This is a genomic window from Lysobacter sp. H21R4 (genome assembly GCF_015277535.1).
GTDB classification, from domain to species: domain Bacteria; phylum Pseudomonadota; class Gammaproteobacteria; order Xanthomonadales; family Xanthomonadaceae; genus Novilysobacter; species Novilysobacter ciconiae.
This window is the reverse complement of the sequence record NZ_CP063772.1, coordinates 2,665,981-2,688,468: the sequence shown is the minus strand read 5'-3', so window position 1 is coordinate 2,688,468 and position 22,488 is coordinate 2,665,981. Positions and strand designations below refer to the sequence as shown.

Here is a 22,488-nt window from a genome sequence, read left to right as displayed (position 1 = left end):
GCGGCACTCGTTTTGAGCGCGCCGGGCGTGTCGGCTACCGCGTGTTCCCGCCCCCTGTTGAAGCGAGAGGAGGATTTCATGGCGGAATTCAAAGTGGGCGACCACGTGCGCTGGAACTCGGAAGCCGGCCACGTCAGCGGCAGGATCACCAAGGTCCACAAGCGTGATTTCGACTACAAGGGCCACACCCACCGCGCCAGCGCGGAGGAGCCGCAGTACGAGATCAAGAGCGACAACACCGATCACATCGCCGCCCACAAGGGCAGCGCACTGGAAAAGATTGCGAAATAGGCGAGCGGCCGCCGCCGGATCACAGGTGACGGGTTGATGCGCGCGGTCAATCCTTCAGGCGGTTGCCAGAGGCATCCCGCGATCCACTCGCCGATAGCCGATCGCCTCGCTCAGGTGCGTGGTCTGGATCTGTGGACTGCCGGCCAGGTCGGCGATTGTCCGCGCCACCCGCAGGATCCGGTGCATCGAGCGCGCCGACAGGTGGAGGGTGTCGATCGCACGTTCCAGCAGGGCAAAGTCTCCCTCGGCCAAGCGACAAGTCGCACCGGTCTCTGACTGGCTGAGGTGGGCGTTGGCCTTGCCCGCACGAGCCAGCTGCAGCTCGCGGGCGGCGACCACGCGCTCGCGGACGGTATCGCTGTTCTCGGCAGGCGCGGCATCCGGTCGCAGTTCCGATGGCGGCAGCCGCGGCACCTCGACGTGCAGGTCGATCCGGTCCATCAGCGGCCCGGAGATTCGCGCGCGGTAGTTCAGGACCATGTCCGGGCTGCAGCGGCAGCGCCCGCTGGGGTCGCCGGCCCACCCGCACGGACAGGGGTTCATGGCTGCGACCAGCTGGAAGCGCGCCGGGAACTCGACGCTGCGGGCGGCGCGCGCGATGGTGACAGTGCCCGACTCCAGTGGCTCGCGCAGCACCTCCAGCGTGCGCCGGCTCCACTCGGGCAGCTCGTCCAGGAACAGTACGCCGTTGTGCGCCATGGAAATTTCGCCCGGTCGCGGCTCGGCGCCACCGCCGACCAGCGCGACCGCACTGGCCGTGTGGTGCGGGGAGCGGAACGGGCGTTCTCGCCACAGCGACGCGTCCACGCCACGTCCGCCCAGCGAAGCGACGGCCGCCGAATCCAGCGCTTCGGCGTCGCTGGCCACCGGCAGCAGACCGGGCAAGCGGGACGCGAGCAGCGTCTTGCCGCAGCCTGGCGGCCCGACGAGGAGAAGGTGGTGACCACCCGCCGCGGCGACCTCCAGTGCGCGGCGCGCATGCGCCTGGCCGCGCACATCGGCCAGGTCCGGTCCGACGCGCCGACTCGGGGCTGCAGCGTCGGCGCGTGGCAGCGATTTATGCCCTGACAACATCGCGCACACTTCCAGCAGCGTGCGCGCGGTCCGCGTCTCCACCCCGCTGACCAGTGCGGCTTCGGCGCCGTTGGCGGGCGGCACGACCAGTTTGCGGCCGGCCTGGGCCGCGGCCAGCGCGGCCGGCAGCACCGCGTCCACCGCGCGCAACTCGCCGGTCAGGCCCAGCTCGCCGAGGAACTCGTATTCACCCAGAGCCTCCAGCGGGATCTGCCCACTGGCGGCGAGGATCCCCAGCGCGATCGGCAGGTCGAAGCGGCCGCCGCCCTTGGGCAGGTCGGCGGGGGCGAGGTTGACGGTGATCCGCCGGGCCGGGAATTCGAACTGGGCGCACTGGATCGCGGCACGTACGCGCTCACGCGATTCGCGCACCGCGGTTTCCGGCAAGCCGACGATCGACATCGAGGGAAGCCCGCCGCCCAGATGCACCTCCACGCGGACCGGAGCGGAACGGATGCCCGATCGCGCACGGCTGTGCACGAGTGCCAGGTTCATCGGGGCAGGTCAGTGGCGAGGAGGCGCGGACGGGTCGGCGCTTTCCGCGCCGGCGTTCACGCGCGAGCCCAGCTGCGCTTCCAGCTCGGTCACGGTGCGCTGCAACTGGTCGAGTTTTTCCCGGGTGTGCAACAGGACCGCGCGCTGCACATCGAACTCCTCGCGCGTCACCAGATCCAGCCGCGACAGACCCGACTGCAGGACGGACTTGAAGTTCTGTTGCAGCTCCTCGCGACCTTCGCGAAGGCTGGGCGGCACCAGGCCGCTGAGACGGCGTGCAAGTTCATCGATGTGGTTGAGATCAATCATGTTGGCTCCTCCGGCAATGGTTCAACACTGGGTCGCGCGAAGTCGCACCACAATCGGCCGGGCCCGCGATGGGCTGTCGGAAAAATCTGACAGGCCGGGTGCCCAGTTTACCGCAGCGGTCGCCGGGCTTCGCGCTATCCTCGTCGCCACGATGCCCTGCAGCCCCGGAGTTCGCGATGAAGATGGTCATGGCGGTGATCAAGCCGTTCAAGCTCGATGACGTGCGCGAGGCACTCGCCGAGGCCGGTGCAGCCGGCATCACGGCCACCGAGGTCAAGGGCTTCGGTCGGCAGAAAGGGCACACCGAGCTGTACCGAGGCGCCGAGTACGTGGTCGATTTCCTGCCCAAGATCAAGCTGGAAGTGGCGATCACCGACGACCAGGTCGACACCGTGGTCGAGGCGATCATGAAGACCGCCGGTACCGGCAAGATCGGTGACGGCAAGATTTTCGTCTGGGACCTGGACCGGGTGGTCCGCATCCGCACCGGCGAGCTGGATGCCGATGCGCTCTGAGGGCGCGGCCGCGGGCGACGCGATGAGTCCCGCCGAGGAGCCGCTGTCACGCCAGGTGCAGGGTTTCATCGTCCTGCTGGCGCTGCTGCAATCGCTCGCGCTGTGGGTGGTCTGGGTCGGTGCGGAGCGGGGCTGGCCGGTGCTGGGGGCGCTGGGCACCCGCGTGTGCTGGTACGCGCTGGTGCTCGCGGTGCCCACGGCGATGGCGTTGTCGGTGCGCCGTCTGGACGACGCGCGCTTCTGGCAGAACGCCGCGCTGGTGGCGCTGGTCTTCCTCGGCCTCGGCGCGTGGGCGGCGCGGTCGGCCACCGGCGCGCCGGGACTGGAGGCTTCCGCGGTGCTGGCGCCGTTCGCGATCAGCATGGCCGCGGCGTTGTTCGTGGCCGGCCCGTTCCTGCAGTGCCGGCAGGCCCACGGTCGCTGGTGCGCGCCCTACCCGGAACTGTTCGCGCACGCCTGGCAGAACCTGCTGACCTTGCTGGTTGCCGGTGTTTTTACCGGAATCTGCTGGGCGGTGCTGGGCCTGTGGGCCGGCCTGTTCAAGCTCATCGGCGTGGAATTTTTTGCCGACCTGTTTACCGGCACGGCGTTCGCGTATCTCGCCACCGGGCTGTTCGGCGGTCTCGGCGTGCTGGTCGGACGCAGCCAGGCGCGACCGGTGCAGATGATGCGCCGACTGCTGATCGCAATCTTCACCGGCCTGTTTCCGCTGCTGGCGGCCATCGCGGTGCTGTTCGTGGCGACCCTGCCGTTTACCGGCCTGGAGCCACTGTGGAGCACCGCCTCGGCGGCCACGGTCCTGATGGCGCTGCTCGTGGCCATGGTGGTGTTTGCCAACGCGGTCTACCAGGACGGTGATGATCCGGCGCCGTATCCGCGCCCGTTGCGGTTGCTGGCGGGGGCGGGGCTGGTCGTGCTGCCGGTATTTGCGGTGCTGGCGCTGGTCGCCCTGGGCTTGCGCGTCGGCCAGTACGGCTGGAGCGTGGAGCGGATCTGGGCGGGTATCGCGGCGGCGATCCTCACCGTGCACGCCTTTGGGTACGCATGGGCGGCGCTGGACCGACGCGATCGCTGGCTGGCGCGCATCGAGCCGGTGAACGTGACCGCTGCGCTGGCCGCCCTGCTACTGGTATTGCTGGTCAATTCGCCGGTGCTGGACCCGCAGCGCATCGCCGCCGCCAGCCAGGCCCAGCGTCTGCTGGACGGGCGTACCAGCGCGGACGATTTTGATGAGGTCTACCTGCGTTACCGCTCCGGTCGTGCGGGTTACACGACGCTGCAGGAACTGTCGAAGGCTCCGCAGGTCGCGTCGAACGCCGGGCTGTCCGACCGTATCGAGCGGGTCCTGCTGCAGACCGGGCGCTACCAGCCATGGGATTCGGACGACCAGGCCAAGGCGACGGCGGAGGAGCGCGCGTCGCTGCAGCCGGGCGCAATCCCCGTGATCGGCCCGGAGCCGGAGGCCGGCTGGTGGAACGCGATGGCGGCAGGCGATCTGGACTCCATCGCCTGTGGGCAACCGGGAAGTGAATGCGTCGCCATCGTGCGCGACCTGGACGCGGATGGCGTGCTGGACGTGCTGCTGTGCCACCTGGGCGTCGATCACACCGTGCACTGCCGCGTGCACGCGCGTGACAACGGCACCTGGAACGACGTCGCACCGGTGGTGATGTTCGACAACGCCAAGCGCACGCTCGCGGATGCGCTGCGCCGCGGCGACGTGAAACTGGTGCCGCGGCGGTGGCCGGACCTGGAGGTTGCCGGGCAGCGCAATGCGATCGAGGAGCCATCGGCCGAGCCGGCCGAGCCGACTGCCGAAATCGATTCAGCTGATCGGGTGGATGACGCAGATGCGGACGGCAAGGGCAATCCGCCCGAGCCGGCGGATCCCGTCGATCCGGCCGACTGAGCGGAATCAGCCCTCCAGTGCTTCGGCCACGAACGGCGGCAAGCTTGCCGCGCCGCGGTGGATGTCGGCGCTGTAGTACTTGCTGGTGAAGGCCTTGGCGCGCGCATCGGCCTCGCGGAAGTCGAAGCCCTGGCCCTTGCGCGCCAGCGTGCAGCTCCACCAGCCGGTTGGGTAGCACGGCTGCGGGAAGGGCAGGGTCTGGAACGAGGTGAAGCCGGCCTTGCCCATCTCCGCGCGCATCGCCTTGATCAGGTCCAGCAGCACCAGCGGTGATTCGGATTGCTGGACCAGGATGCCGTCGTCCTTGAGCGCACGGAAGCACGACTCGAAGAAGGACTTGTTGAACAGTCCCTCAGCCGGGCCGACCGGATCGGTGGAATCGACGATGACCACGTCCAGGCTGCCGGGCGCGCGGTGCTTCATGTAGGCGATGCCGTCATCGAACAGCAGCTGCGCGCGGGGATCGTCGTTGGAATCGCACAGCTCGGGGAAGTACTTCTCCGACATCCGGGTGACCTGCTCGTCGATGTCGCACTGCACCGCGCGCTCCACGCCCGGGTGCTTGAGCACCTCGCGCAGGGTGCCGCAGTCGCCGCCACCGATGATCACGACCTGCTTCGGATCGGCGTGGGTGAACAGCGCCGGGTGCGACATCATCTCGTGGTAGAGGAAGTTGTCGCGGCTGGTCAGCATCACCGCGCCGTCGATCAGCATCAGGTTGCCCCAGTCGGTGGTCTCGAAGATCTCGATCTTCTGGAACGGCGACTGCACCTCGTCCAGCTTGCGGGTGATGCGGAAGCCGATCGCGGAGCCGGAGGGCTCGAAGTTCTCGTAGTGCCACGTCGTCTCAGCATTCATTGCATTTCGTCCAGTGTTGGCGGCCACATTCAGGTCGGCGGACACCGAGTGCCGTGGCAGAGGGAAGGGCGCGAATTGTAACCAACGCGCCGCAACAGGCCGTGATCTGCGTCGTGACGTCCCGGGCCCGCGTGGGGCGATAGAATGCCCGTCCCCCCGCTGCCGGTAGCATGCCGATGTCCCACTGGTCGATCGATCAGGCCCGCAAGACCTACTCCGTCCCGCATTGGAGCGAGGGGTACTTCGACGTCGACGACCAGGGCCGGGTGACGGTGCGGCCGCGAGGGGCGAATGGACCCGAGGTGGCGTTGCCGGAGGTGGTCGACCAGGCGCGCGCCAACGGCGCCAAGCTGCCGCTGCTGGTGCGCTTCCCCGACATCCTCGGCGACCGCCTGGGCAAGCTGCAGGCGGCGTTCGCCCAGGCCATGGCCGATGCGGACTACGCGGGCGGCTACACCGCGGTCTACCCGATCAAGGTCAACCAGCATCAGGGCGTGGCCGGCACGCTGGCCTCGCACCACGGCGAGGGCTTCGGCCTGGAGGCCGGCAGCAAGCCCGAACTGATGGCGGTGCTGGCGCTGAGCCGTCCCGGCGGCCTGATCGTCTGCAACGGCTACAAGGACCGTGAATACATCCGTCTGGCGCTGATCGGCCGCAAGCTGGGCATGGAAACCTTCATCGTCATCGAGAAGCCCTCCGAGCTGGCGCTGGTGCTGGAAGAATCGAAGGCGCTCGGGGTCAAGCCCGGGATCGGTGTGCGCATGCGCCTGGCCAGCCTGGGCGCGGGCAAGTGGCAGAACAGCGGCGGCGACAAGGCCAAGTTCGGCCTGACCCCGCGCCAGGTACTGGACCTGTGGAAAAGCCTGCGCGAGGCCGGGATGACCGACTGCCTGGGCCTGCTGCATTTCCACATGGGCTCGCAGATCTCCAACGTGCGCGACATCGCCAGCGGCATCCGCGAGGCGACCCGTTATCTGGTCGAGCTGTCCAAGCTGGGCGCCAATGTCCGCTACATGGACGTCGGCGGCGGGCTGGGCATCGACTACGAGGGCACCCGCTCACGCAGCTATTACTCGATCAACTACGGCGTGCAGCAGTACGCATCCAGCATCGTCCAGCCGTTGGCCGATGCGTGCATCGAGCACGGCCTGACGCCGCCGCGCATCGTCACCGAATGCGGCCGTGCGATGACCGCGCACCACGCGGTGCTGATCGCCAACGTCTCCGAGGTTGAGCCCGCGCCGGAAGGCCGGGTGCCCGACGAGCACGACGATGAGCCGGCGGTCATCCGCCACCTGCGCGGGATCCACGCCGAGCTGGATTCGCGCCCGGCGGTGGAGCTGTTCCACGAGGCCGTCCACTTCCACTCCGAAGGCCTGACCGCCTACGCGCTGGGCCAGATCGACCTGGTCCACCGCGCCCGCATCGACGACCTGTTCTACCTGATCGCCCACGGCGTGCGCGAGCGCCTCAGCCCCGGCGAGAAGAGCCATCAGGCGGTGCTGGACGAGCTCAACCAACGGCTGGTGGACAAGTACTTCGTCAACTTCAGCGTGTTCGAGTCGATGCCCGATGTCTGGGCGATCCAGCAGGTGTTTCCGATCATGCCGATCGAGCGCCTGGACGAGGCGCCGCAGCGGCGCGGGGTGATCGCCGACCTGACCTGCGACTCGGACGGGCGGATCGACACCTACGTCGGCAACGAGACGCTGGACACCTCGATGGCGATCCATTCGCTCAATCCCGGCGAGAGCTACCGGCTGGGGTTCTTCCTGGTGGGCGCCTACCAGGAGATCCTCGGCGACATCCACAACCTGTTTGGCGACACCGACGCGGTCGCGGTGCAGATCGACGGCGACGGTTACCAGTTGACCCAGCAGCGCCGCGGCGACACCACCGACGTGATGCTCGACTATGTCGGCTACTCGCTTGAGGAGCTGCGCGCCAGCTACCGTGCCAAGGTCGACGCCGCGGATCTACCCGCCGACGAGGCCGATCGCCTGAACGCCGCGCTGGAAGCCGGCCTGACCGGATACACCTACCTCAGCGACGCGCCACTGGCGTAGTCGAGGGGCCCTGCATCAACGCCTGGACCAGGCACGAGGAACTGCATGAAAACCGGATTCATTGGCCTGGGCGCGATGGGCGCACCGATGGCTCGCTACCTGCACGCGCGCGGCCTGCTGACCGTGGTCGGCAACCGCACCCAGTCCAAGGCCGACGCACTGGCCAGGGAACTGGAAGTGCGTGCGGCGCGCTCGGCCGACAACTTCGCCGACTGCGACGTGGTCGCGATGTGTGTCTCGCTGGACGCCGACGTGCTCGAGAACGTCCAGGCGCTGGCGCAGGTGCTCAAGCCCGGCGCGGTGGTGGTGGATCACTCCACCGTCTCTGTGCAGACGGCGCGCCGCGCGGCGGCGATGCTGCACGAGCACGGCATCGGCTTCGTCGACGCGCCGGTATCGGGCGGCGTGGAAGGCGCGCGCAACGGCAAGCTGTCGGTGATGGCCGGCGGCGACGCGGAGTCGATCGAGAAGGTGCGGCCCGTGCTGGAGGCCTACGCCAGCCGGATCAGCCACATGGGCGCGACCGGCGCCGGCCAGGCCACCAAGGCGGTCAACCAGGTGCTGGTGGCCGGCATCAACGAGGCGGTCTGCGAGGGTCTCGCGCTGGGCGAGAAGCTCGGCCTGGACGCCGATCGCCTGCTGCCCACGCTGATGGCGGGCGCGGCCGGCAACTGGTTCCTGGAGAAACGCGGCGGGACGATGATGCGCAGCGAGTTCGCGCCCGGCTTCAAGAGCGCGCACATGCTCAAGGACCTGCGCATCGTCCGCGATATCGCCCGCGAGGCGTCGATCCAGCTGTCGACGCTGGAGTTGGCGCTGGCCGACTACGGTCGCCTGGTCGACCAGGGTGACGGCGACAGCGATACGTCGGCGCTGATCAAGCTCAAGCGCGGCAGCTGAGTTTCGCCGCGCCTGCGGGCGCGACCTCCACCGGTGCGTGCGGCCGCGAGCCGCTACCAGTTACCGGCCACCGGCAGTGCGGCAGGCGGCCCTACTGGGCCTTGATCGCCATCGCCGACACGCCGCTGCTGGCGAGCTTGCGCTTGGCATCGGCCAGATCGCCGGCGCTGCCGTAGGGGCCCATGCGCACGCGATAGACGGTGTTGCCGTTGATCTGCGCCGGCTCCACGCGGGCGCTCAGGCCCATCATCGCCAGCTGCGCCTTCAGCTCCTCGGCCTGGCCGGAAGCCTGGAAGGCGCCGGCCTGCAGCAGGTAACGGCTGCCATCGGCGGCAGCGGCGACGGGCTTGGGCTCTGCCACCGCGGCCGCGGGCGTGGCCGCCGGGCTTGTTGTCGCGGCGGTGCTGGCCGCTGGCGTGGTTGGCGTCGGCGCCGGAGTCGCCGGCTCCTCGCTGACCGGCGTCGGCAGCGCCGGATCCGCCGCGTCCGGATTGCGGGCGACCGCCGCCGCCGGCGTCTCGCCGCGCAACGCGGCCGCAGCGCGCAGGGCTTCCGCGCGCTGCTCTTCGGCGCGCTCGGTAGCGGCCAGCTCGGCGTCGCTGACGGCGACTTCCTTGCCGGGAAGCAGGGTGTAGAAATCGTATTTGGGCCCGTCGCTGGCGGGCGGCTTGCCGGTGGCGCCTGGGCTCACCACGCTGTCGTCCACCGCAACCGGGGCCGGCTGCGCGTCGGGATTGGGCTGCGGGCGGAAGAAGCCATCGCCGTCGGACTTGAGCACCTTGGGCAGCAGCACGATCGCCACGATGGTGATCAGGATGCCCAGAATCATCCATGCCCAGCCGGGCATGCCGCTGTTGCCCTGGTTGCGTCGCGCCTGTGATTTACCGCGTCGTGCTGCCACTTACATCACCTCGGGGGCGCTTACGCCCAGCAATTCCAGACCGTTGGCCAGCACCTGTCGGGTCGCCATCGCCAGCACCAGCCGGGCGTGGCGCTGGTCGGCATCATCCACCAGGAACTGATGGTCGTTGTAATACGACTGGAAGACTTGCGCCAGTTCCAGCAAATAGGCGGCGACCTGGTGCGGCTCCAGGTCGCGCCCGGCGGTCTCCACCACATCGGGGTAGCGCAGGATCGTCGTCACCAGATCGTGGGTCGCGGCGTCGTCTTCCAGGCCCAGCTGCAGGCCGGCGTCGCGGTCGAATGACAGGCCGCGCTCATCCAGCTGGCGCATCAACCCGCACATCCGCGCGTGCGAGACCTGGACGTAATACACCGGGTTGTCGAGCGACTGGCTGCGCGCCAGGTCGATGTCGAAGGTCAGCTGCGAGTCGGGCTTGCGCGCGACGAGGAACCAGCGGGTGGCGTCGCGTCCGGCCTCGTCGACCAGATCGCGCAGGGTGAGATAACTGCCGGCGCGCTTGGACAGCTTCACTTCCTCGCCGCCGCGCATGACCGTCACCATCTGGTGCAGGACGTACTCGGGCCAGCCCTGCGGGATGCCGGCATCCAGTGCCTGCAGGCCGGCGCGCACGCGGGCCAGCGAACCGTGGTGGTCGGCGCCCAGCTCGGTGATCGCGCGCTGGTAGCCGCGCTGCCACTTGCTCAGGTGGTAGGCGACGTCGGGCACGAAGTAGGTGTAGGTGCCGTCGGACTTGCGCATCACGCGGTCCTTGTCGTCACCGAAATCGGTGGTCCGCAGCCACAGCGCGCCGCCGTCCTCGTAGGTGTGGCCGTTCGCGGTGAGCGCGGCGACGGTTTCCTCCACCTTGCCTTGCGTATACAGCGAGCTCTCCAGGAAATAGACGTCAAAGCCGACGCCGTAGGCGGCCAGGTCGCTGTTCTGCTCGCGCCGCAGCCAGGCGACGGCGAAGCGGCGGATCGCGTCGAGGTTGTCGGCATCGGCGGCGCCGGTAAGCGTCTCGCCGTCGAGCTCGACGCTGGCGCCGTCCAGGTAGGCCTGGGCCACGTCGGCGATGTAGTCGCCGCGATAGCCGTTCTCGGGCCACGCCGGGTCATCGGTGCCGATGCCGCGGGCACGCGCCTGCACCGACAGGGCGAGGTTCTCGATCTGCACGCCGGCATCGTTGTAGTAGTACTCGCGCGCCACTTCCCAGCCGTTGGCGTCGAGCACGCGGGCGATGCAGTCGCCGATCACCGCCGCGCGGCCATGGCCGACGTGCAGCGGACCGGTCGGGTTGGCGGAGACGTACTCCACGCCAGCGCACCGGCCTTGGCCGGTGAGGTTGCGGCCGTAGTTGGAGCCCTGGGCAAACACCTCGCCCAGCTGCCGGCGCCAGGCGGCCTCGTCGATGTGGAAGTTGATGAAGCCCGGACCGGCGATCTCGATCTTGCCGATATCGGCATTGGCCGGCACCGCGTCGACGATCGCCTGGGCGATCGCGCGCGGATTGGAGCGCGCCGGCTTGGCCAGCAGCATCGCGGCGTTGGTCGAGAAGTCACCCTGCACGCGCGCCTTCGGTCGCTCGATGACGAAATCGGGCGTGGGCAGATCTGCGGGCAGGGTGCCGGCGGCGCGCAGGGCGTCGATGGCGTGCGCGATCAGGGCATGCAGGGTGGCTTTCACGGAAACTCGACGGTGCGGCGGAACCGGCCATTTTACCCGGTTCGCAACGGCGCGTCCGGACGGTCTGGCGAGGCTTGAAGCCATGAGAGGGGGCGCCGGCGGGGACCGGTGCTGGTGGTTCGTTGCCGGGGACTCGCGGCCACAGGTCAGGGGCTGGAGGCGCGGGCCGGCGTCGCGGTGCATTCGCCGTCGCAGCCGCCGATAATGGCCCACTCTCCGCCTGGCCTCGGGTCGTCGTGCGGGACCTGCAAGAGCCGGCGATGACAGCGAGCGATTTCCCCGATTACCCCTTTACGCCAGCCCGGTTCGAGGTCCGCCCGGGCATCGCGATGAGCTATCTGGACGAAGGCCCGCTCGACGGCGAGGTGGTGGTCATGCTGCACGGCAACCCGTCGTGGAGCTTCTACTGGCGGCACCTGGTGCGCGGCCTGTCGGACCGCTACCGCTGCATCGTGCCGGACCACGTCGGCATGGGCCTGTCGGATCGGCCGGACGACGCGCCCGATGCCTCGCCGCGATACGACTACACGTTGCAATCGCGGGTGGATGACGTCGGCGCGCTGCTGCGGCACCTGGGCATCAGCGGCCCGGTGACGCTGGCGGTGCACGACTGGGGCGGCATGATCGGCTTCGGCTGGGCCCTGACTCACGCTGACCAGGTCAAACGGCTGGTGGTGCTGAACACTGCGGCATTCCCGCTGCCGGCGGCCAAGCGGATGCCGAAGCGGCTGGGTTTCGGTCGCGATTCGCGCATCGGCGGCTACCTGATCCGCCGCTTCAACCTGTTCGCCCGCGGCGCGGCATGGATGGGCACCAGGCGCTCGTTGCCGGCCGACGTGCGCCGCGGCTATATCGCGCCGTACACCGGCTGGAAAAACGCCATCAGCACCCTGCGCTTCATGCAGGACATCCCGCTGGGCGAGGGCGACCGGGCCTGGCCGCTGGTCGCCGAGGCCGGACGCCGCCTGCCGGAGTTCGCCGACCGTCCCGTATTCCTGGGCTGGGGCCTGAGGGATTTCGTGTTCGACCGCCACTTCCTCAAGGGCTTCACCGACGCGCTTCCTGACGCGGAGGTGCACGCCTTCGCGGACGCCGGCCACTACGTGCTGGAAGACCGTCACGAAGTGCTGGTGCCGGCGATCCGCGCGTTCCTCGACAAGCATGCCGTGGACAACGATCCCGTGGACAGCCACCCATTGCCCCGTGACTGAGCGGGCCAACATCGCCGACGCGCTGCCACGGCTGGCGGCGCAGCATCCGGATCGCATCGCGATGCGCTGCCCCGGCACGCGCCGGCGCGACGGCCTGGCGAGTTACGACCTCAGCCTGACGTATGCCCAGCTGGACGCGCGCAGCAACGCGATCGCCGCGGGACTGGCGCTGCGCGGGGTCGGCCACGGCAGCCGCGTGGTGGTGATGGTGCGGCCGTCGCCGGAATTCTTTTTGCTGATGTTCGCGCTGTTCAAGGCCGGCGCCGTGCCGGTACTGGTCGATCCGGGCATCGACCGCCGCGCATTGCGCCAATGCCTGGACGAGGCGATGCCGGATGCCTTCATCGGCATCGGCCTGGCGCAGGTTGCGCGTCGCCTGCTGGGCTGGGCGAAGTCCGCTCGGCTGGCGATCACCACCGCGCGGCGTCCGTGGCTCAGCGATGCGACGCTGGCGCAGGTCGAGCAAGATGGGGTCCGGGCAATCGCGTCCGGTGAGGCGGCTTCGCCAGCCGCGACAGACGCCGACGACGTCGCCGCGATCCTCTTTACCAGCGGTTCCACCGGCGTGCCCAAGGGCGTGGTCTACCGGCATCGGCACTTCCTCGCCCAGGTGGCGATGCTGCGCGACGCGTTCGGCATCGTCCCCGGCGGGGTGAACCTCCCGACCTTCCCGCCGTTCGCCCTGTTCGACCCGGCGTTGGGGGTGACCTCGATCATTCCCGACATGGACGCGACCCGGCCCGCCGAGGCCGACCCGCGCAAGCTGCACGACGCGATCGACCGGTTCGGCGTGGACCAGCTGTTTGGATCTCCGGCACTGATGGCGGTGCTGGCGCGCCACGGCGAGCCCCTGCCGACACTGAAACGGGTGATGTCGGCCGGTGCGCCGGTGCCGGCCGATGTGGTGGCGACACTGCGCCGCCTGTTGCCTGATGACGCACGGTTCTGGACGCCGTACGGCGCGACCGAATGCCTGCCGTTGGCGATGATGGAGGGCCGTGAGCTGCAGGCCACGCGCGAGGCGACCGAGGCCGGGGCGGGCACCTGCGTCGGCCGGCCGACCGCGCCCAACGTGGTGCGCATCATCGCGATCACCAACGCGCCGATCGCCGAGTGGTCCGACGCGCTGTGCCTGCCCGACGGCGCGGTGGGCGAGATCACGGTTACCGGACCGACCGCGACCGACACGTATTTCAACCGCGACGCGCAGACGCGGGCTGCGAAAATCCGCGAGCGTGTGGGCCGCACAGGTGACGGGCCCGACGGGTCGGATACCGCCGGACGCGACAGTGCCACGCCCGGCACCGTTCCGACCGCGGATGACGAGCGCATCGTCCACCGCATGGGCGATCTGGGCTATCTCGATGCGCAGGGCCGGCTGTGGTTCTGCGGGCGCAAGTCGCACCGCGTGGAGAGCGCTGCCGGCCCGCTGTACACCGAGCAGGTGGAGCCGGTGTTCAACACGCATCCGCAGGTGCGGCGGACGGCGCTGGTCGGGGTCGGTGCCGTCGGCGCGCAGCAGCCGGTGCTGTGTGTGGAACTGGAGGCGGGCGTGCGCCGGGACGAATGGCCCGCCATCGACCAGGACCTGCGCGGGATCGCGAACATGCATCCGTCACTGGTCATGATCGATCGCTTTGCCCTGCACCCGGGATTCCCGGTCGACATCCGCCACAACGCCAAGATCGGTCGCGAGAAGCTGGCCGTTTGGGCGGCAGCCACGAAGCAGTGACCCGACGCCGTTAAACGTCGCGGCACACCGGGTCGTGGTCGTTCGCCGCAGTCGCCGTCGAGGTTGGTGACAGCCCTGCACGCAACTGCTGCGCCCCTCGCCTCCGCCGCCCGCTAGCGGCCGCGAGAGGCGTAACGGGTCGCGCAATCGGCGCCAGAACCAGCGCTTACGCCGCCTCAGACCGACAGGTGCTCGATCGCCGCCACGCTGCCGAGGCGGTCGCTGAGGCGGCGCAGCAGCGCGAGGCGGTTGCTGCGCACCGCCGGGTCGTCGGCGTTGACCATCACCTGCTCGAAGAAGGCGTCCACCTGCGGCCGCAGCCGCGCCAGCCGCCCGAGTACCGCGACGTAGTCGCCCGCATCCAGCAGCGGGTCGGTGTCGGCGATGGCGGCATCGATCGCATCGGCCAGCTCGCGCTCGGCGGGTTCGGCGAACAACGCGGCATCGACGGTATCCGGTACCACCCCCTCGGCCTTGCGCAGGATGTTGCGGCTGCGCTTGTTGGCCGCGGCCAGCGCCGCCGCTTCGGGCAGGGTGGCGAACTCGCCGATGGCGGCGAGGCGGCGGCCGAAGTCGGGCAGCGAGTCGTGGGCGGCATGGCTCACCGCCTCGAACTGCTGCGGGGACACGCCGCGGTCGGCGTAATAGCCACGCAGGCGATCGTAGACGAAGGCGGTGATATCGAAGGCACTGATGTCGGGATGCTGGACCGGCTGCGCGGCGAGCGCGCGCTCCACCAGGTCGTGCAGCAACAGCTCGTGTCCGCCTTCGAGCAGCGTGCGCGCAAGGCCCAGCGCATTGCGGCGCAGGGCGAACGGGTCCTTGTTGCCGGTCGGCTTCAGGCCCGCGGCAAAGCCGCCGGCAAGCGTATCCAGCCGTTCGGCGATCGCCAGCACCTGGCCCAGCGGCGAGGGCGCGATGGCGTCGCCGGACACCCGTGGCAGGTAGGCCTCGTCGATCGCGTTGGCGACCGCCTCCGGCTCGTTCTCGACCGCGGCGTAGTAACGCCCGGCGATGCCCTGCAGCTCCGGGAACTCGCCCACCATCAGCGACTGCAGGTCGGCCTTGGACAGCTCGGCCGCACGTCGCGCCTGCACCGGATCGGCGCCGATCTGGCCGGCGATCGCCTCGGCCAGCGCGGCGACGCGGGCGACCTTGTCGGCCATGCTGCCCAGCTTGTTCTGGTAGGTGACCTGGGCCAGCCCCTCGACCATCGATGCCAGCCCCTGCTTCATGTCTTCCACGAAGAAGAACTTCGCATCGCTGAAGCGTGGCCGGATCACCCGCTCGTAGCCCTTGCGCACCTGCTCCACATCGGTGCTCTCGATGTTGGCGATGCCGACGAAGTGCTCGCTCAGCTTGCCGTCCGCGCCCAGCACGGGGAAGAACTTCTGGTTGGTTTCCATGGTCGCGATCAGGGCTTCGGCCGGGATCGCGAGGAATTCGGTTTCAAACCCGCAGGTCACCGCGCTGGGCCATTCGACCAGCCCGTTGACCTCTTCCAGGATGCCCGGATCGATCCGCGCCTCGCCGCCGCACGCGCTCGCTGCCGCCCGCACCTGCTGCACGATCCGTTCGCTGCGCTCGTCGGCATCCACCAGCACCTTCGCGGCACGCAGCGATTCCACGTAATCATCCGGCGCGGTGAACCACACCGGCTTGTCGTGCATGAAGCGGTGGCCGCGGCTCATGCGGTCGCTGCGCACGCCCAGCAGCTCCATCTCGACCACCTCGCTGCCCAGCAGCGCGACCAGCCAATGCACCGGGCGGGCGAAGCTGTAGTCGTGGTCGCCCCAGCGCATCGGCTTGGGGATAGGCATGGCCGCCAGCGCGTCGCTGACGATATCGCCCAGCAGATCCGCGGTGCGCGCTCCGGGTTTTACCGATCGGTGGACGAAACGCTCGCCCTTGTTGTCGGTGGTCTTCTCCAGCGCGGTCCATTCCACGCCGGCCTTGGCCGCGAAGCCCTGCAGCGCGCGGGTCGGCTGGCCTTCGCCGTCGAGGGCGATGTTGAGGTAGGGGCCCATCACCTCGGTCGACTGCTCGGGTTGCTCGCTGGCCACGCCTGGCAGCAACACGGCGAGGCGACGCGGTGTGTACAGCGGCTTGGCCTCGTCGCGCTCGAAGGCGATGCCGCGCTTGGCGAGCCCCTCGATCACGCCGTCAAAAAACGCGCGCGCCAGGCCCGGCAGCGCCTTGACCGGCAGTTCTTCGGTGCCCAGTTCAATCAGCAGGGGCTGCATGGTGTTCATGGAATGTCCTTGCGTACGGCGATCAGATCGTCACGACCCCTTGCATCAAGATTGCGCGGAGCAGGGCGCGCGCTGTTTTTCAACAGCAGCAGAACGCCGGCGACCGGGGGCAGGAACCAGCCGAAAAAAAGCCAAAGCCACGGATTGCGATGGGTGGTCTGGGCCCAGTAAGCGGTAAAGACCCCGAACAGGAAGCCGCCAAAGACAAACTCGGTGGTGGTGCCCATCACACGGCCTCCGAAGGGACCGAAGTGGAAGCATTCCGGACACCCGGAAAGCCGAGCTTCTCGCGCTGGGCGAAGTACGCCTCCGCGACGCCGTGGGAGATTTTGCGCACCCGCAGGATGTAGCGCTGGCGCTCGGTCACCGAGATCGCGCGGCGCGCGTCCAGCAGGTTGAAGCAGTGGCTGGCCTTCATCACCTGCTCGTAGGCCGGCAGGGGCAGGTTGAGCTCCACCATCGCCAGCGCCTCGGCCTCGCACTCGTCGAACCGGCGCCGCAGCACCTCCACGTTGGCGTGCTCGAAGTTGTAGGTGCTCTGCTCGACCTCGTTCTGGTGGTAGACATCGCGGTAGGTGACCGGATGGCCGTCGGGGCCATGGGTCCAGACCAGGTCGAACACGTTGTCCACGCCCTGCAGGTACATGCACAGCCGCTCCAGGCCGTAGGTGATCTCGCCCAGCACCGGCCGGCACTCCATCCCGCCTGCCTGCTGGAAGTAGGTGAACTGGGTCACTTCCATGCCGTTGAGCCAGACCTCCCAGCCCAGGCCCCAGGCGCCGAGGGTCGGTGATTCCCAGTTGTCCTCGACCAGGCGCAGGTCGTGCACCAGCGGATCCACGCCGAGCGACTTGAGCGAGTCGAAATACAGCTCGACGATGTTGTCCGGGCTCGGCTTCATCGCTACCTGGTACTGGTAGTAGCGCTGCAGGCGGTTGGGATTGTCGCCGTAGCGGCCATCGGTGGGACGCCGGCAGGGCTGCACGTAGGCGGCGTTCCATGGCTCCGGTCCGATCGCGCGCAGGAAGGTCGCCGGGTGGAAGGTGCCCGCGCCCACCTCCAGGTCCAGCGGCTGGATCAGCACGCAACCCTGGTTGGCCCAGAACTCGTTCAGGCGCTGGATCAGCTGCTGGAAAGTCGGCGGAGCCGGGGTGCCGGGAGCGGTCTTCGACATGCTGGAGAGGCCGTGGGAACAAAGCACGGTAGTATACGTGCGGCCCTGCGAGGGCCGCTTTTTCACACCGGCCTGCCGCCCCGCGCGGCGGGCCGCACCTGACTGGAACCCTGCCGTTGACTGCTCCCTTCCTGATCATCGAGACCGGCCAGCCGGTCGCCTCGATGCGCCGCCACGGCGGTTTCCCGCACTGGATCCGCGTGGCCAGCGGGCTGCCGCGCGAGCGCGTGGTGTCGATCAACGTGGAAGCCGGTGAAAGCCTGCCGACCACCGGGGGCTTCGCCGGCGTGATCGTCACCGGCTCGGGCGCGATGGTCACCGAGCGCCGCGACTGGAGCGAAGCCACCGCGGCTTGGCTGGCCGACGCGGCGCGTGCGGGTTTGCCGATTTTCGGCATCTGCTACGGGCACCAGCTGCTGGCGCATGCGCTGGGCGGCGTGGTGGGCGACAACCCGGCCGGGCGGGAAATGGGCACCTTCGAGATCGAACTGCTGCCGCCGGCGGCCGATGATGTCCTGCTTGCGCCCATGCCGGAGCGCTTCGCGGTGCAACTGACCCATCAGCAGAGCGTCCTGAAGGTGCCCGAGGGCGCCGTCGTGCTGGCGCGCTCCGCGCTGGACCCGGTGCAGGCATTCCGCTGGGGCGACAATGCGTGGGGCGTGCAGTTCCACCCCGAGTTCAGCGCCACCCACATGCGCGGCTACATCCAGGCGCGCAAGGTTGCGTTGCAGCGTGAGGGACTGGATCCTGCGGCGATGGTGGCCCAGGTCGCCGCCACGCCGGAGGGGCGGCGGGTGATGCGCCGGTTCGTGCACCATGCCACCGGGCTGGCGCGCACGAACGGTTGAAAACACGGACTCAGGCGGCGCGCGGGCGGGGAAGCAAGCGGTTGCGACACGGCGCCGCAGGTGCGGCCACGGATCAGCGGTATCAGGGAGATGAGCGGGATGAACGAGATTCGCAAAGTGCCCATGGGCGCCGGGGCCGAGTGGTTGCTCGGCGGCATTGCCTTGCTGCGCAGGGCGCCTTTGACGCTGGGACTGCTGGGCCTGATCTGGGGCGGCCTCTCGGCGCTGGGCTCGCTGGGCGGGCAGGTGTGGCTGAGCGCGCTGATGGCGGTGGCCGGGCCGATCCTGTTTGCCGGGATCATCTATGCCGCGCGCGAGGTCGATCGCGGCCTGCCGGCCAGCCCACGACACCTGCTGCAGGGTGTGCGCGATGGCAAGGCGCCTCGCCTGCTGGCGATGCTGCTGCCGCAGCTTGTGGCGATGGTCGTGTTGGTGATCCTGCTGGTGGCGATGGTGGGGCCGGAGCAGCTGCAGCGCCTTTCCACGGTGATGATCGAGCTGCAGACCAATCCCGACCCGGCCTTGGTGGAGTCCCTGCCGCTGGGCGCACTGTTCGGCTGGATGGTGGCGGCGATGGTCGTCGGCGTCGTCGCCGGGTTTTTCACCTTCGTGGCGATTCCGGAGATCATCTTCACCCCGCGCACGGCCTTCGCGGCGATGCAGCTGAGCCTGCGTGCCTGCCTGCGCAACCTGGGCGCGCTGCTGGTCATGCTGGTGCTGCTGGTGATCGGCATGATCGCGCTCAGCCTCGCCCTGCAGCTGGTGGGCGCGCTGCTGGCCTTCGCGATCGGCGCCCACGCGTCGATGTTCGCGGTGCAACTGCTGCTGATGGCGATCCTGCTGCCGGTGCTGGGCGGCGCGGTGTATCTTGCGTGGCGCCAGATGGTGGGCGACGCGCCGGTGACTGAAACGGTCGCGGGCGGCTTCGAGGCCTGACGGCGGCGCGCGAGCTCTCGGGGGAGAGCGTTTACGGCCCTGCGTCGCGGGGTTTCCAGGGATCAATCAAGGGGAGAGAAAAACGATGAGCACTCGTGCAATGGGGCCCATGGCCGGTCTCGGCTGGCTGACGCGCGCAATCAATGTCGGCCGCAACGGTCCGGGCGCGGTTTTCGGCGGTGCCGCGCTGATGACGGTGGTCGTACTCGCGGCGGTGTTCGCCGGTGTCGCCGTGCAGTTCGCCCTGGCGGCGACGATGGGAGACGGGCTCACCGGCATGATGCTGGGCACCGCCGTGATGAGCGTGCTGGTGATCGTGGTCATGGCGATGATGGTGGTCGGTTTCCTGCGCCTGCTGGACAGGGTGGAAAGTGGCAGCGGCGCGCGCGCCACGGATGTGTTCGCCGGTTTCGGTGGCTTCGCCACGTCCCTGCGCACGATCGGCCTGATGGTGATGCTGGCGGTGCTGCAGAACGTGATCCTGATCGCCGTGCTGATGACCTTCGCCGGCGGATTCGTGCAGTGGTATCTGCAGATGCTGCAGTCCTCGATGGCCGGCGGCGGCGACCCGGCGATGCTGGACCAGCTGCCGGCGGGCATGGGCATCGCCAGCGTGGCGATGCTGGTGGTCGGGCTGGTGTCCTACGGCGTGCAGGCCATTGCGCTGGGCCAGGTGGTGCTGCGCGGGCGCGGGGTGTTTTCCGCACTCGGCGACGGGGTCGTGGGCACGTTCAAGAACCTGCTGCCGCTGTTGGTGTTCGTGATCGCCGCCATCGTGGCGATGATCCTGGTATCCATCGCGGTCCTCCTGCTGGCCATGCTGATCGGCCTGCTGGCCAAGATTGCCGGCGCCTGGCTGGCGGTCGTGCTGGCGATCCCGCTGTACATCGCCGGCATGCTGGCGATGTATGTGGTCATGTTCGGCGCGATGTACCACCTGTGGCGCGATGTCTGCGGTGGCGGCGCGGCTGCTGTCACGGCTCCGGTGGCCACCGACGGCATCGCCGCCTGAGGACACGCAATCACGCCCCGGGCGGCATGCGCCTCCGGGGCGTCACTGCAGCGATTGTTCCAGCGCGCCTTGCATGGTGGCCATCGCGTTTCCCACCCACCAGGCTCCCAGCGCCATGGCAAGGGTACCGACGAGCGCCAGCCAGGCGACCGCCCAGCCCGGCATCCCCGGCTGCGCAGCCCATACCCGCGTTCCGCCGAGGCGATCGTGCAGGGCCTGGTGCCGCGGAGGGACGGCGGCCATCAGATGGCCGATATTGAGGGTTAACCACGACGCCACGCCGGCGACGTGCCGCAAAAGCGCGCGGGCAGGGCGGATTCGTTGCCGCCGGGCATCGGCGACCTGCAGGCCCAGCAATCGTTGCCCTGGCGTGGCCTGCCACGGCCCGGCTTCCAATGCGGTGTGGTAGATCGCCGACACCACGAACAAAGTCGCGAGTGGTGGCCATCCCAGCGCCCACAGCGCGTGCTCCAGCCCGGCGGTCGACGCCCTGATCGAGGGGTCCTGCATCACGGTCAGTGCCAAGGCCGGCAGCGGCACGCCCTCGATGATTGCCCGGCCCATGGCATGGCCGCAGGCTTCCATCAGTGCGTCCATCTGCTGTGCAAACGCTGCAGCGCGAGCGGAAAGAAGCGGCCAAGCCAGCAACAGCGACAGCGTTCCGAGCGCGACGGCATCCAGTGTCCAGGCGGCGATGCGCTGCCACAGCCCGGCCGGTTGGATCAACCCGGTCATTCCGTGTCGCTGGCGGCCGCCGTCCTGTCCCCGCGCACCAGCCAGCGCGAGGCGATGATGCCGACCTCGTAGAGGGCGCACATCGGCGCGGCCAGCATCAGCTGGGAGACCACGTCGGGCGGCGTGATGACCGCCGCCAGGACGAAGATCCCGACCACCGCATAGCCGCGCGATTCCTTCAACTGGTCGGGTGTGACCCAGCCCAGCAAAGCCGCGATGACCATCGCCACGGGCAACTCGAAGCTGGCACCGAAGGCCAGGAAGATCACCAGCACGAAGTCCAGGTAGGCGCTGATGTCGGTCATCATCGCCACGCCTTCAGGCGCGATCTTGGTCAGGAAACCGAATACCGCGGGCAGCACCAGGAAAAACGCGAACGCGCAGCCGGCGTAGAACAGTGCCACCGAGGAGGCCAGCAGCGGCACCGCCAGACGCTTCTCGCGCTGGTACAGCCCCGGGGCGACGAACGCCCAGGCCTGGTACAGCAGCCATGGCATCGAGACCATCAGGGCGGCGAAGAAGGCCAGCTTCAACGGCGCGAAAAAGGGGCTGGCGACTTCGACCGCGATCAACTGCCCGCCCGGCGGCAGCTTGGCCAGCAATGGCGCGGCCAGCGCAGCGTAGAGTTTGTTGCCGAACGGCAGCAGCAACAGCAGCACGGCGAGGAGACCGGTCACCGCGCGCAGCACGCGGCCGCGCAGTTCGATCAGGTGGTCGATCAGTCGGGGCGCGGCCTCGGTATCGTTGTCCATCGGCTCGCGCGGGTCGCGCGCGTCGTCCGCCGGGTTCGGGCTCATGGTTGCGGATCCGGCGTGCCCGCGCCCGCGACGGGTTCGGCCGGGCCGGCGTCAGGGGTATCTCCCCGCATTGCGTCGCCGTCCTGCTCCGCCGCGTCGTGCCCCAGCGCAGGCGCCGCAGCGGTGGCCGCGGCACGCGTGACCGGAGCCACCGCGTCCTTCACCGACTTTTCGGCGTGCTTCACCGACTTCTCGATGCCCTGGCCTTCGCGGCGCAGGTCATCGTGCAGGTCGCGGCCCTGGTTCTTCAGCTCCGTGCCCAGCTCGCGCAGTTCGTCACGGGTCCGGGCCAGGCTCTTTTTCAGCTCATCGTCGGCCAGCTCGCGCTCCAGCTCGGACTTGACCGAGTACCACTGCGCGCGCGCACGCCGTACCCACAGCCCCGTGAAGCGCGCCGCGCGGGGCAGCCGCTCGGGACCGAGCACCATCAGGGCGACGATCGCGACGACAAAAAGCTCGGAAAAACCGATGTCAAACATGGCAGGCCGCCGGGGTACACGCCCCGATCAGGGCAGTCCGCTAGCGCGGGATCTGCTCGTCGTCGCGCGCATCGCGCACGTCGGCCGGGCGGCGGGTGGACGGCTCTTCGCGGCGGGCGTCGTCGCCAAGGCGGGCCGGCGGGCGGTCGGCATCGAGATCGTCATCGTCGTGCACGCCCTTTTTGAAGCCCTTCACCGCCTCGCCCAGGTCCTTGCCGACGTTTTTCAGGCGCTTGGTGCCAAACACCAGCACCACGATCAACAGCACGACTACCCAGTGCCCAATACTCATACTACCCATCGACGTG

The 22,488-nt window shown here is 69.0% G+C and carries 22 protein-coding genes; 10 read left to right on the top strand and 12 right to left on the bottom strand.

Annotation, left to right across the window (positions count from 1 at the left end; all coding sequences use genetic code 11):
* Nucleotides 1-78: 78 nt before the first annotated feature.
* Nucleotides 79-291, top strand: coding sequence for a DUF2945 domain-containing protein (locus tag INQ40_RS12235; protein ID WP_194340641.1), 213 nt, complete (start codon nt 79-81; stop codon nt 289-291).
* Between the two features lie 54 nt (nt 292-345).
* Here INQ40_RS12235 and INQ40_RS12230 read toward each other — a convergent pair whose 3' ends face one another.
* Nucleotides 346-1,860 (bottom strand): YifB family Mg chelatase-like AAA ATPase, encoded by a 1,515-nt coding sequence (locus tag INQ40_RS12230; RefSeq protein WP_194340640.1) that lies wholly within the window; start codon nt 1,858-1,860, stop codon nt 346-348.
* Nucleotides 1,861-1,869: 9 nt separating this feature from the next.
* Nucleotides 1,870-2,169: an accessory factor UbiK family protein gene (locus INQ40_RS12225; protein WP_193984931.1), complete on the bottom strand. Its 300-nt coding sequence runs from the start codon at nt 2,167-2,169 to the stop codon at nt 1,870-1,872.
* A gap of 176 nt (nt 2,170-2,345) precedes the next feature.
* Here INQ40_RS12225 and INQ40_RS12220 point away from each other — a divergent pair, with 176 nt between their 5' ends.
* Together INQ40_RS12220 and INQ40_RS12215 are read left to right on the top strand one after the other, a co-directional pair.
* Nucleotides 2,346-2,684, top strand: a complete 339-nt coding sequence (locus tag INQ40_RS12220; RefSeq protein WP_043958974.1) for a P-II family nitrogen regulator — start codon at nt 2,346-2,348, stop codon at nt 2,682-2,684.
* Nucleotides 2,668-4,593 carry a DUF4153 domain-containing protein gene (locus INQ40_RS12215; RefSeq protein WP_228482027.1) on the top strand — a complete coding sequence of 642 codons (1,926 nt, stop codon included), beginning with the start codon at nt 2,668-2,670 and terminating at the stop codon, nt 4,591-4,593. The genes INQ40_RS12220 and INQ40_RS12215 overlap by 17 nt, the downstream gene beginning before the upstream one ends.
* 6 nt (nt 4,594-4,599) lie before the next feature.
* Here the strand turns inward: INQ40_RS12215 and speE are convergent, their stop codons facing one another.
* On the bottom strand, nt 4,600-5,451 hold the full coding sequence (gene speE, locus INQ40_RS12210; RefSeq protein WP_194340639.1) for a polyamine aminopropyltransferase: 852 nt from the start codon (nt 5,449-5,451) through the stop codon (nt 4,600-4,602).
* Nucleotides 5,452-5,627: 176 nt separating this feature from the next.
* On the opposite strand from speE, the gene speA reads away from it, so the two are divergent.
* Together speA and INQ40_RS12200 are read left to right on the top strand one after the other, a co-directional pair.
* Nucleotides 5,628-7,517, top strand: a complete 1,890-nt coding sequence (speA, locus tag INQ40_RS12205; RefSeq protein WP_194342564.1) for an arginine decarboxylase — start codon at nt 5,628-5,630, stop codon at nt 7,515-7,517.
* Nucleotides 7,518-7,562: 45 nt separating this feature from the next.
* The gene (locus INQ40_RS12200; protein ID WP_194340638.1) at nt 7,563-8,417 is read left to right on the top strand and encodes an NAD(P)-dependent oxidoreductase; all 855 of its coding nucleotides are present in this window, start codon (nt 7,563-7,565) and stop codon (nt 8,415-8,417) included.
* A 91-nt stretch (nt 8,418-8,508) separates the two neighbouring features.
* Here INQ40_RS12200 and INQ40_RS12195 read toward each other — a convergent pair whose 3' ends face one another.
* Both INQ40_RS12195 and argS read right to left on the bottom strand, forming a co-directional pair.
* Nucleotides 8,509-9,318 carry an SPOR domain-containing protein gene (locus INQ40_RS12195; protein ID WP_194340637.1) on the bottom strand — a complete coding sequence of 270 codons (810 nt, stop codon included), beginning with the start codon at nt 9,316-9,318 and terminating at the stop codon, nt 8,509-8,511.
* Nucleotides 9,319-11,004: an arginine--tRNA ligase gene (gene argS / locus INQ40_RS12190; protein ID WP_194340636.1), complete on the bottom strand. Its 1,686-nt coding sequence runs from the start codon at nt 11,002-11,004 to the stop codon at nt 9,319-9,321.
* Between the two features lie 260 nt (nt 11,005-11,264).
* On the opposite strand from argS, the gene INQ40_RS12185 reads away from it, so the two are divergent.
* Entirely contained in the window at nt 11,265-12,215 is a 951-nt protein-coding gene (locus tag INQ40_RS12185) for an alpha/beta fold hydrolase (protein ID WP_194340635.1), read from the top strand.
* Nucleotides 12,208-13,947, top strand: a complete 1,740-nt coding sequence (oleC, locus tag INQ40_RS12180; protein ID WP_194340634.1) for an olefin beta-lactone synthetase — start codon at nt 12,208-12,210, stop codon at nt 13,945-13,947. The genes INQ40_RS12185 and oleC overlap by 8 nt, the downstream gene beginning before the upstream one ends.
* 176 nt (nt 13,948-14,123) lie before the next feature.
* Here the strand turns inward: oleC and glyS are convergent, their stop codons facing one another.
* From glyS to glyQ, 3 genes are read right to left on the bottom strand one after another with little or no spacing between them, the layout of a single operon-like run.
* Nucleotides 14,124-16,199: a glycine--tRNA ligase subunit beta gene (gene glyS / locus INQ40_RS12175; protein WP_194340633.1), complete on the bottom strand. Its 2,076-nt coding sequence runs from the start codon at nt 16,197-16,199 to the stop codon at nt 14,124-14,126.
* A complete protein-coding gene (locus INQ40_RS12170) occupies nt 16,196-16,426 on the bottom strand; it encodes a hypothetical protein (protein WP_194340632.1) in 231 nt (76 codons plus the stop codon). The genes glyS and INQ40_RS12170 overlap by 4 nt, the downstream gene beginning before the upstream one ends.
* On the bottom strand, nt 16,426-17,373 hold the full coding sequence (gene glyQ / locus INQ40_RS12165) for a glycine--tRNA ligase subunit alpha (protein ID WP_194340631.1): 948 nt from the start codon (nt 17,371-17,373) through the stop codon (nt 16,426-16,428). Before glyQ ends, INQ40_RS12170 begins: the two co-directional genes overlap by 1 nt.
* Before the next feature lie 164 nt (nt 17,374-17,537).
* Here glyQ and INQ40_RS12160 point away from each other — a divergent pair, with 164 nt between their 5' ends.
* From INQ40_RS12160 to INQ40_RS12150, 3 genes are all read left to right on the top strand, one after another.
* Nucleotides 17,538-18,221, top strand: coding sequence for a glutamine amidotransferase (locus tag INQ40_RS12160; protein ID WP_255524323.1), 684 nt, complete (start codon nt 17,538-17,540; stop codon nt 18,219-18,221).
* Between the two features lie 99 nt (nt 18,222-18,320).
* Nucleotides 18,321-19,157, top strand: coding sequence for a BPSS1780 family membrane protein (locus INQ40_RS12155; protein ID WP_194340629.1), 837 nt, complete (start codon nt 18,321-18,323; stop codon nt 19,155-19,157).
* A gap of 85 nt (nt 19,158-19,242) precedes the next feature.
* Nucleotides 19,243-20,169: a hypothetical protein gene (locus INQ40_RS12150; RefSeq protein ID WP_194340628.1), complete on the top strand. Its 927-nt coding sequence runs from the start codon at nt 19,243-19,245 to the stop codon at nt 20,167-20,169.
* A 42-nt stretch (nt 20,170-20,211) separates the two neighbouring features.
* On the opposite strand, the gene INQ40_RS12145 is transcribed toward INQ40_RS12150, so the two are convergent.
* The 4 genes from INQ40_RS12145 to tatA are packed head-to-tail and all read right to left on the bottom strand — an operon-like array spanning nt 20,212 to nt 22,481.
* Nucleotides 20,212-20,904: an RDD family protein gene (locus tag INQ40_RS12145; protein ID WP_194340627.1), complete on the bottom strand. Its 693-nt coding sequence runs from the start codon at nt 20,902-20,904 to the stop codon at nt 20,212-20,214.
* On the bottom strand, nt 20,901-21,656 hold the full coding sequence (gene tatC / locus INQ40_RS12140; RefSeq protein WP_194342563.1) for a twin-arginine translocase subunit TatC: 756 nt from the start codon (nt 21,654-21,656) through the stop codon (nt 20,901-20,903). Before tatC ends, INQ40_RS12145 begins: the two co-directional genes overlap by 4 nt.
* Before the next feature lie 41 nt (nt 21,657-21,697).
* A complete protein-coding gene (gene tatB / locus INQ40_RS12135; RefSeq protein ID WP_194340626.1) occupies nt 21,698-22,180 on the bottom strand; it encodes a Sec-independent protein translocase protein TatB in 483 nt (160 codons plus the stop codon).
* Nucleotides 22,181-22,220: 40 nt separating this feature from the next.
* The gene (gene tatA, locus INQ40_RS12130; protein ID WP_193984901.1) at nt 22,221-22,481 is read right to left on the bottom strand and encodes a Sec-independent protein translocase subunit TatA; all 261 of its coding nucleotides are present in this window, start codon (nt 22,479-22,481) and stop codon (nt 22,221-22,223) included.
* Nucleotides 22,482-22,488 lie beyond the last annotated feature (7 nt).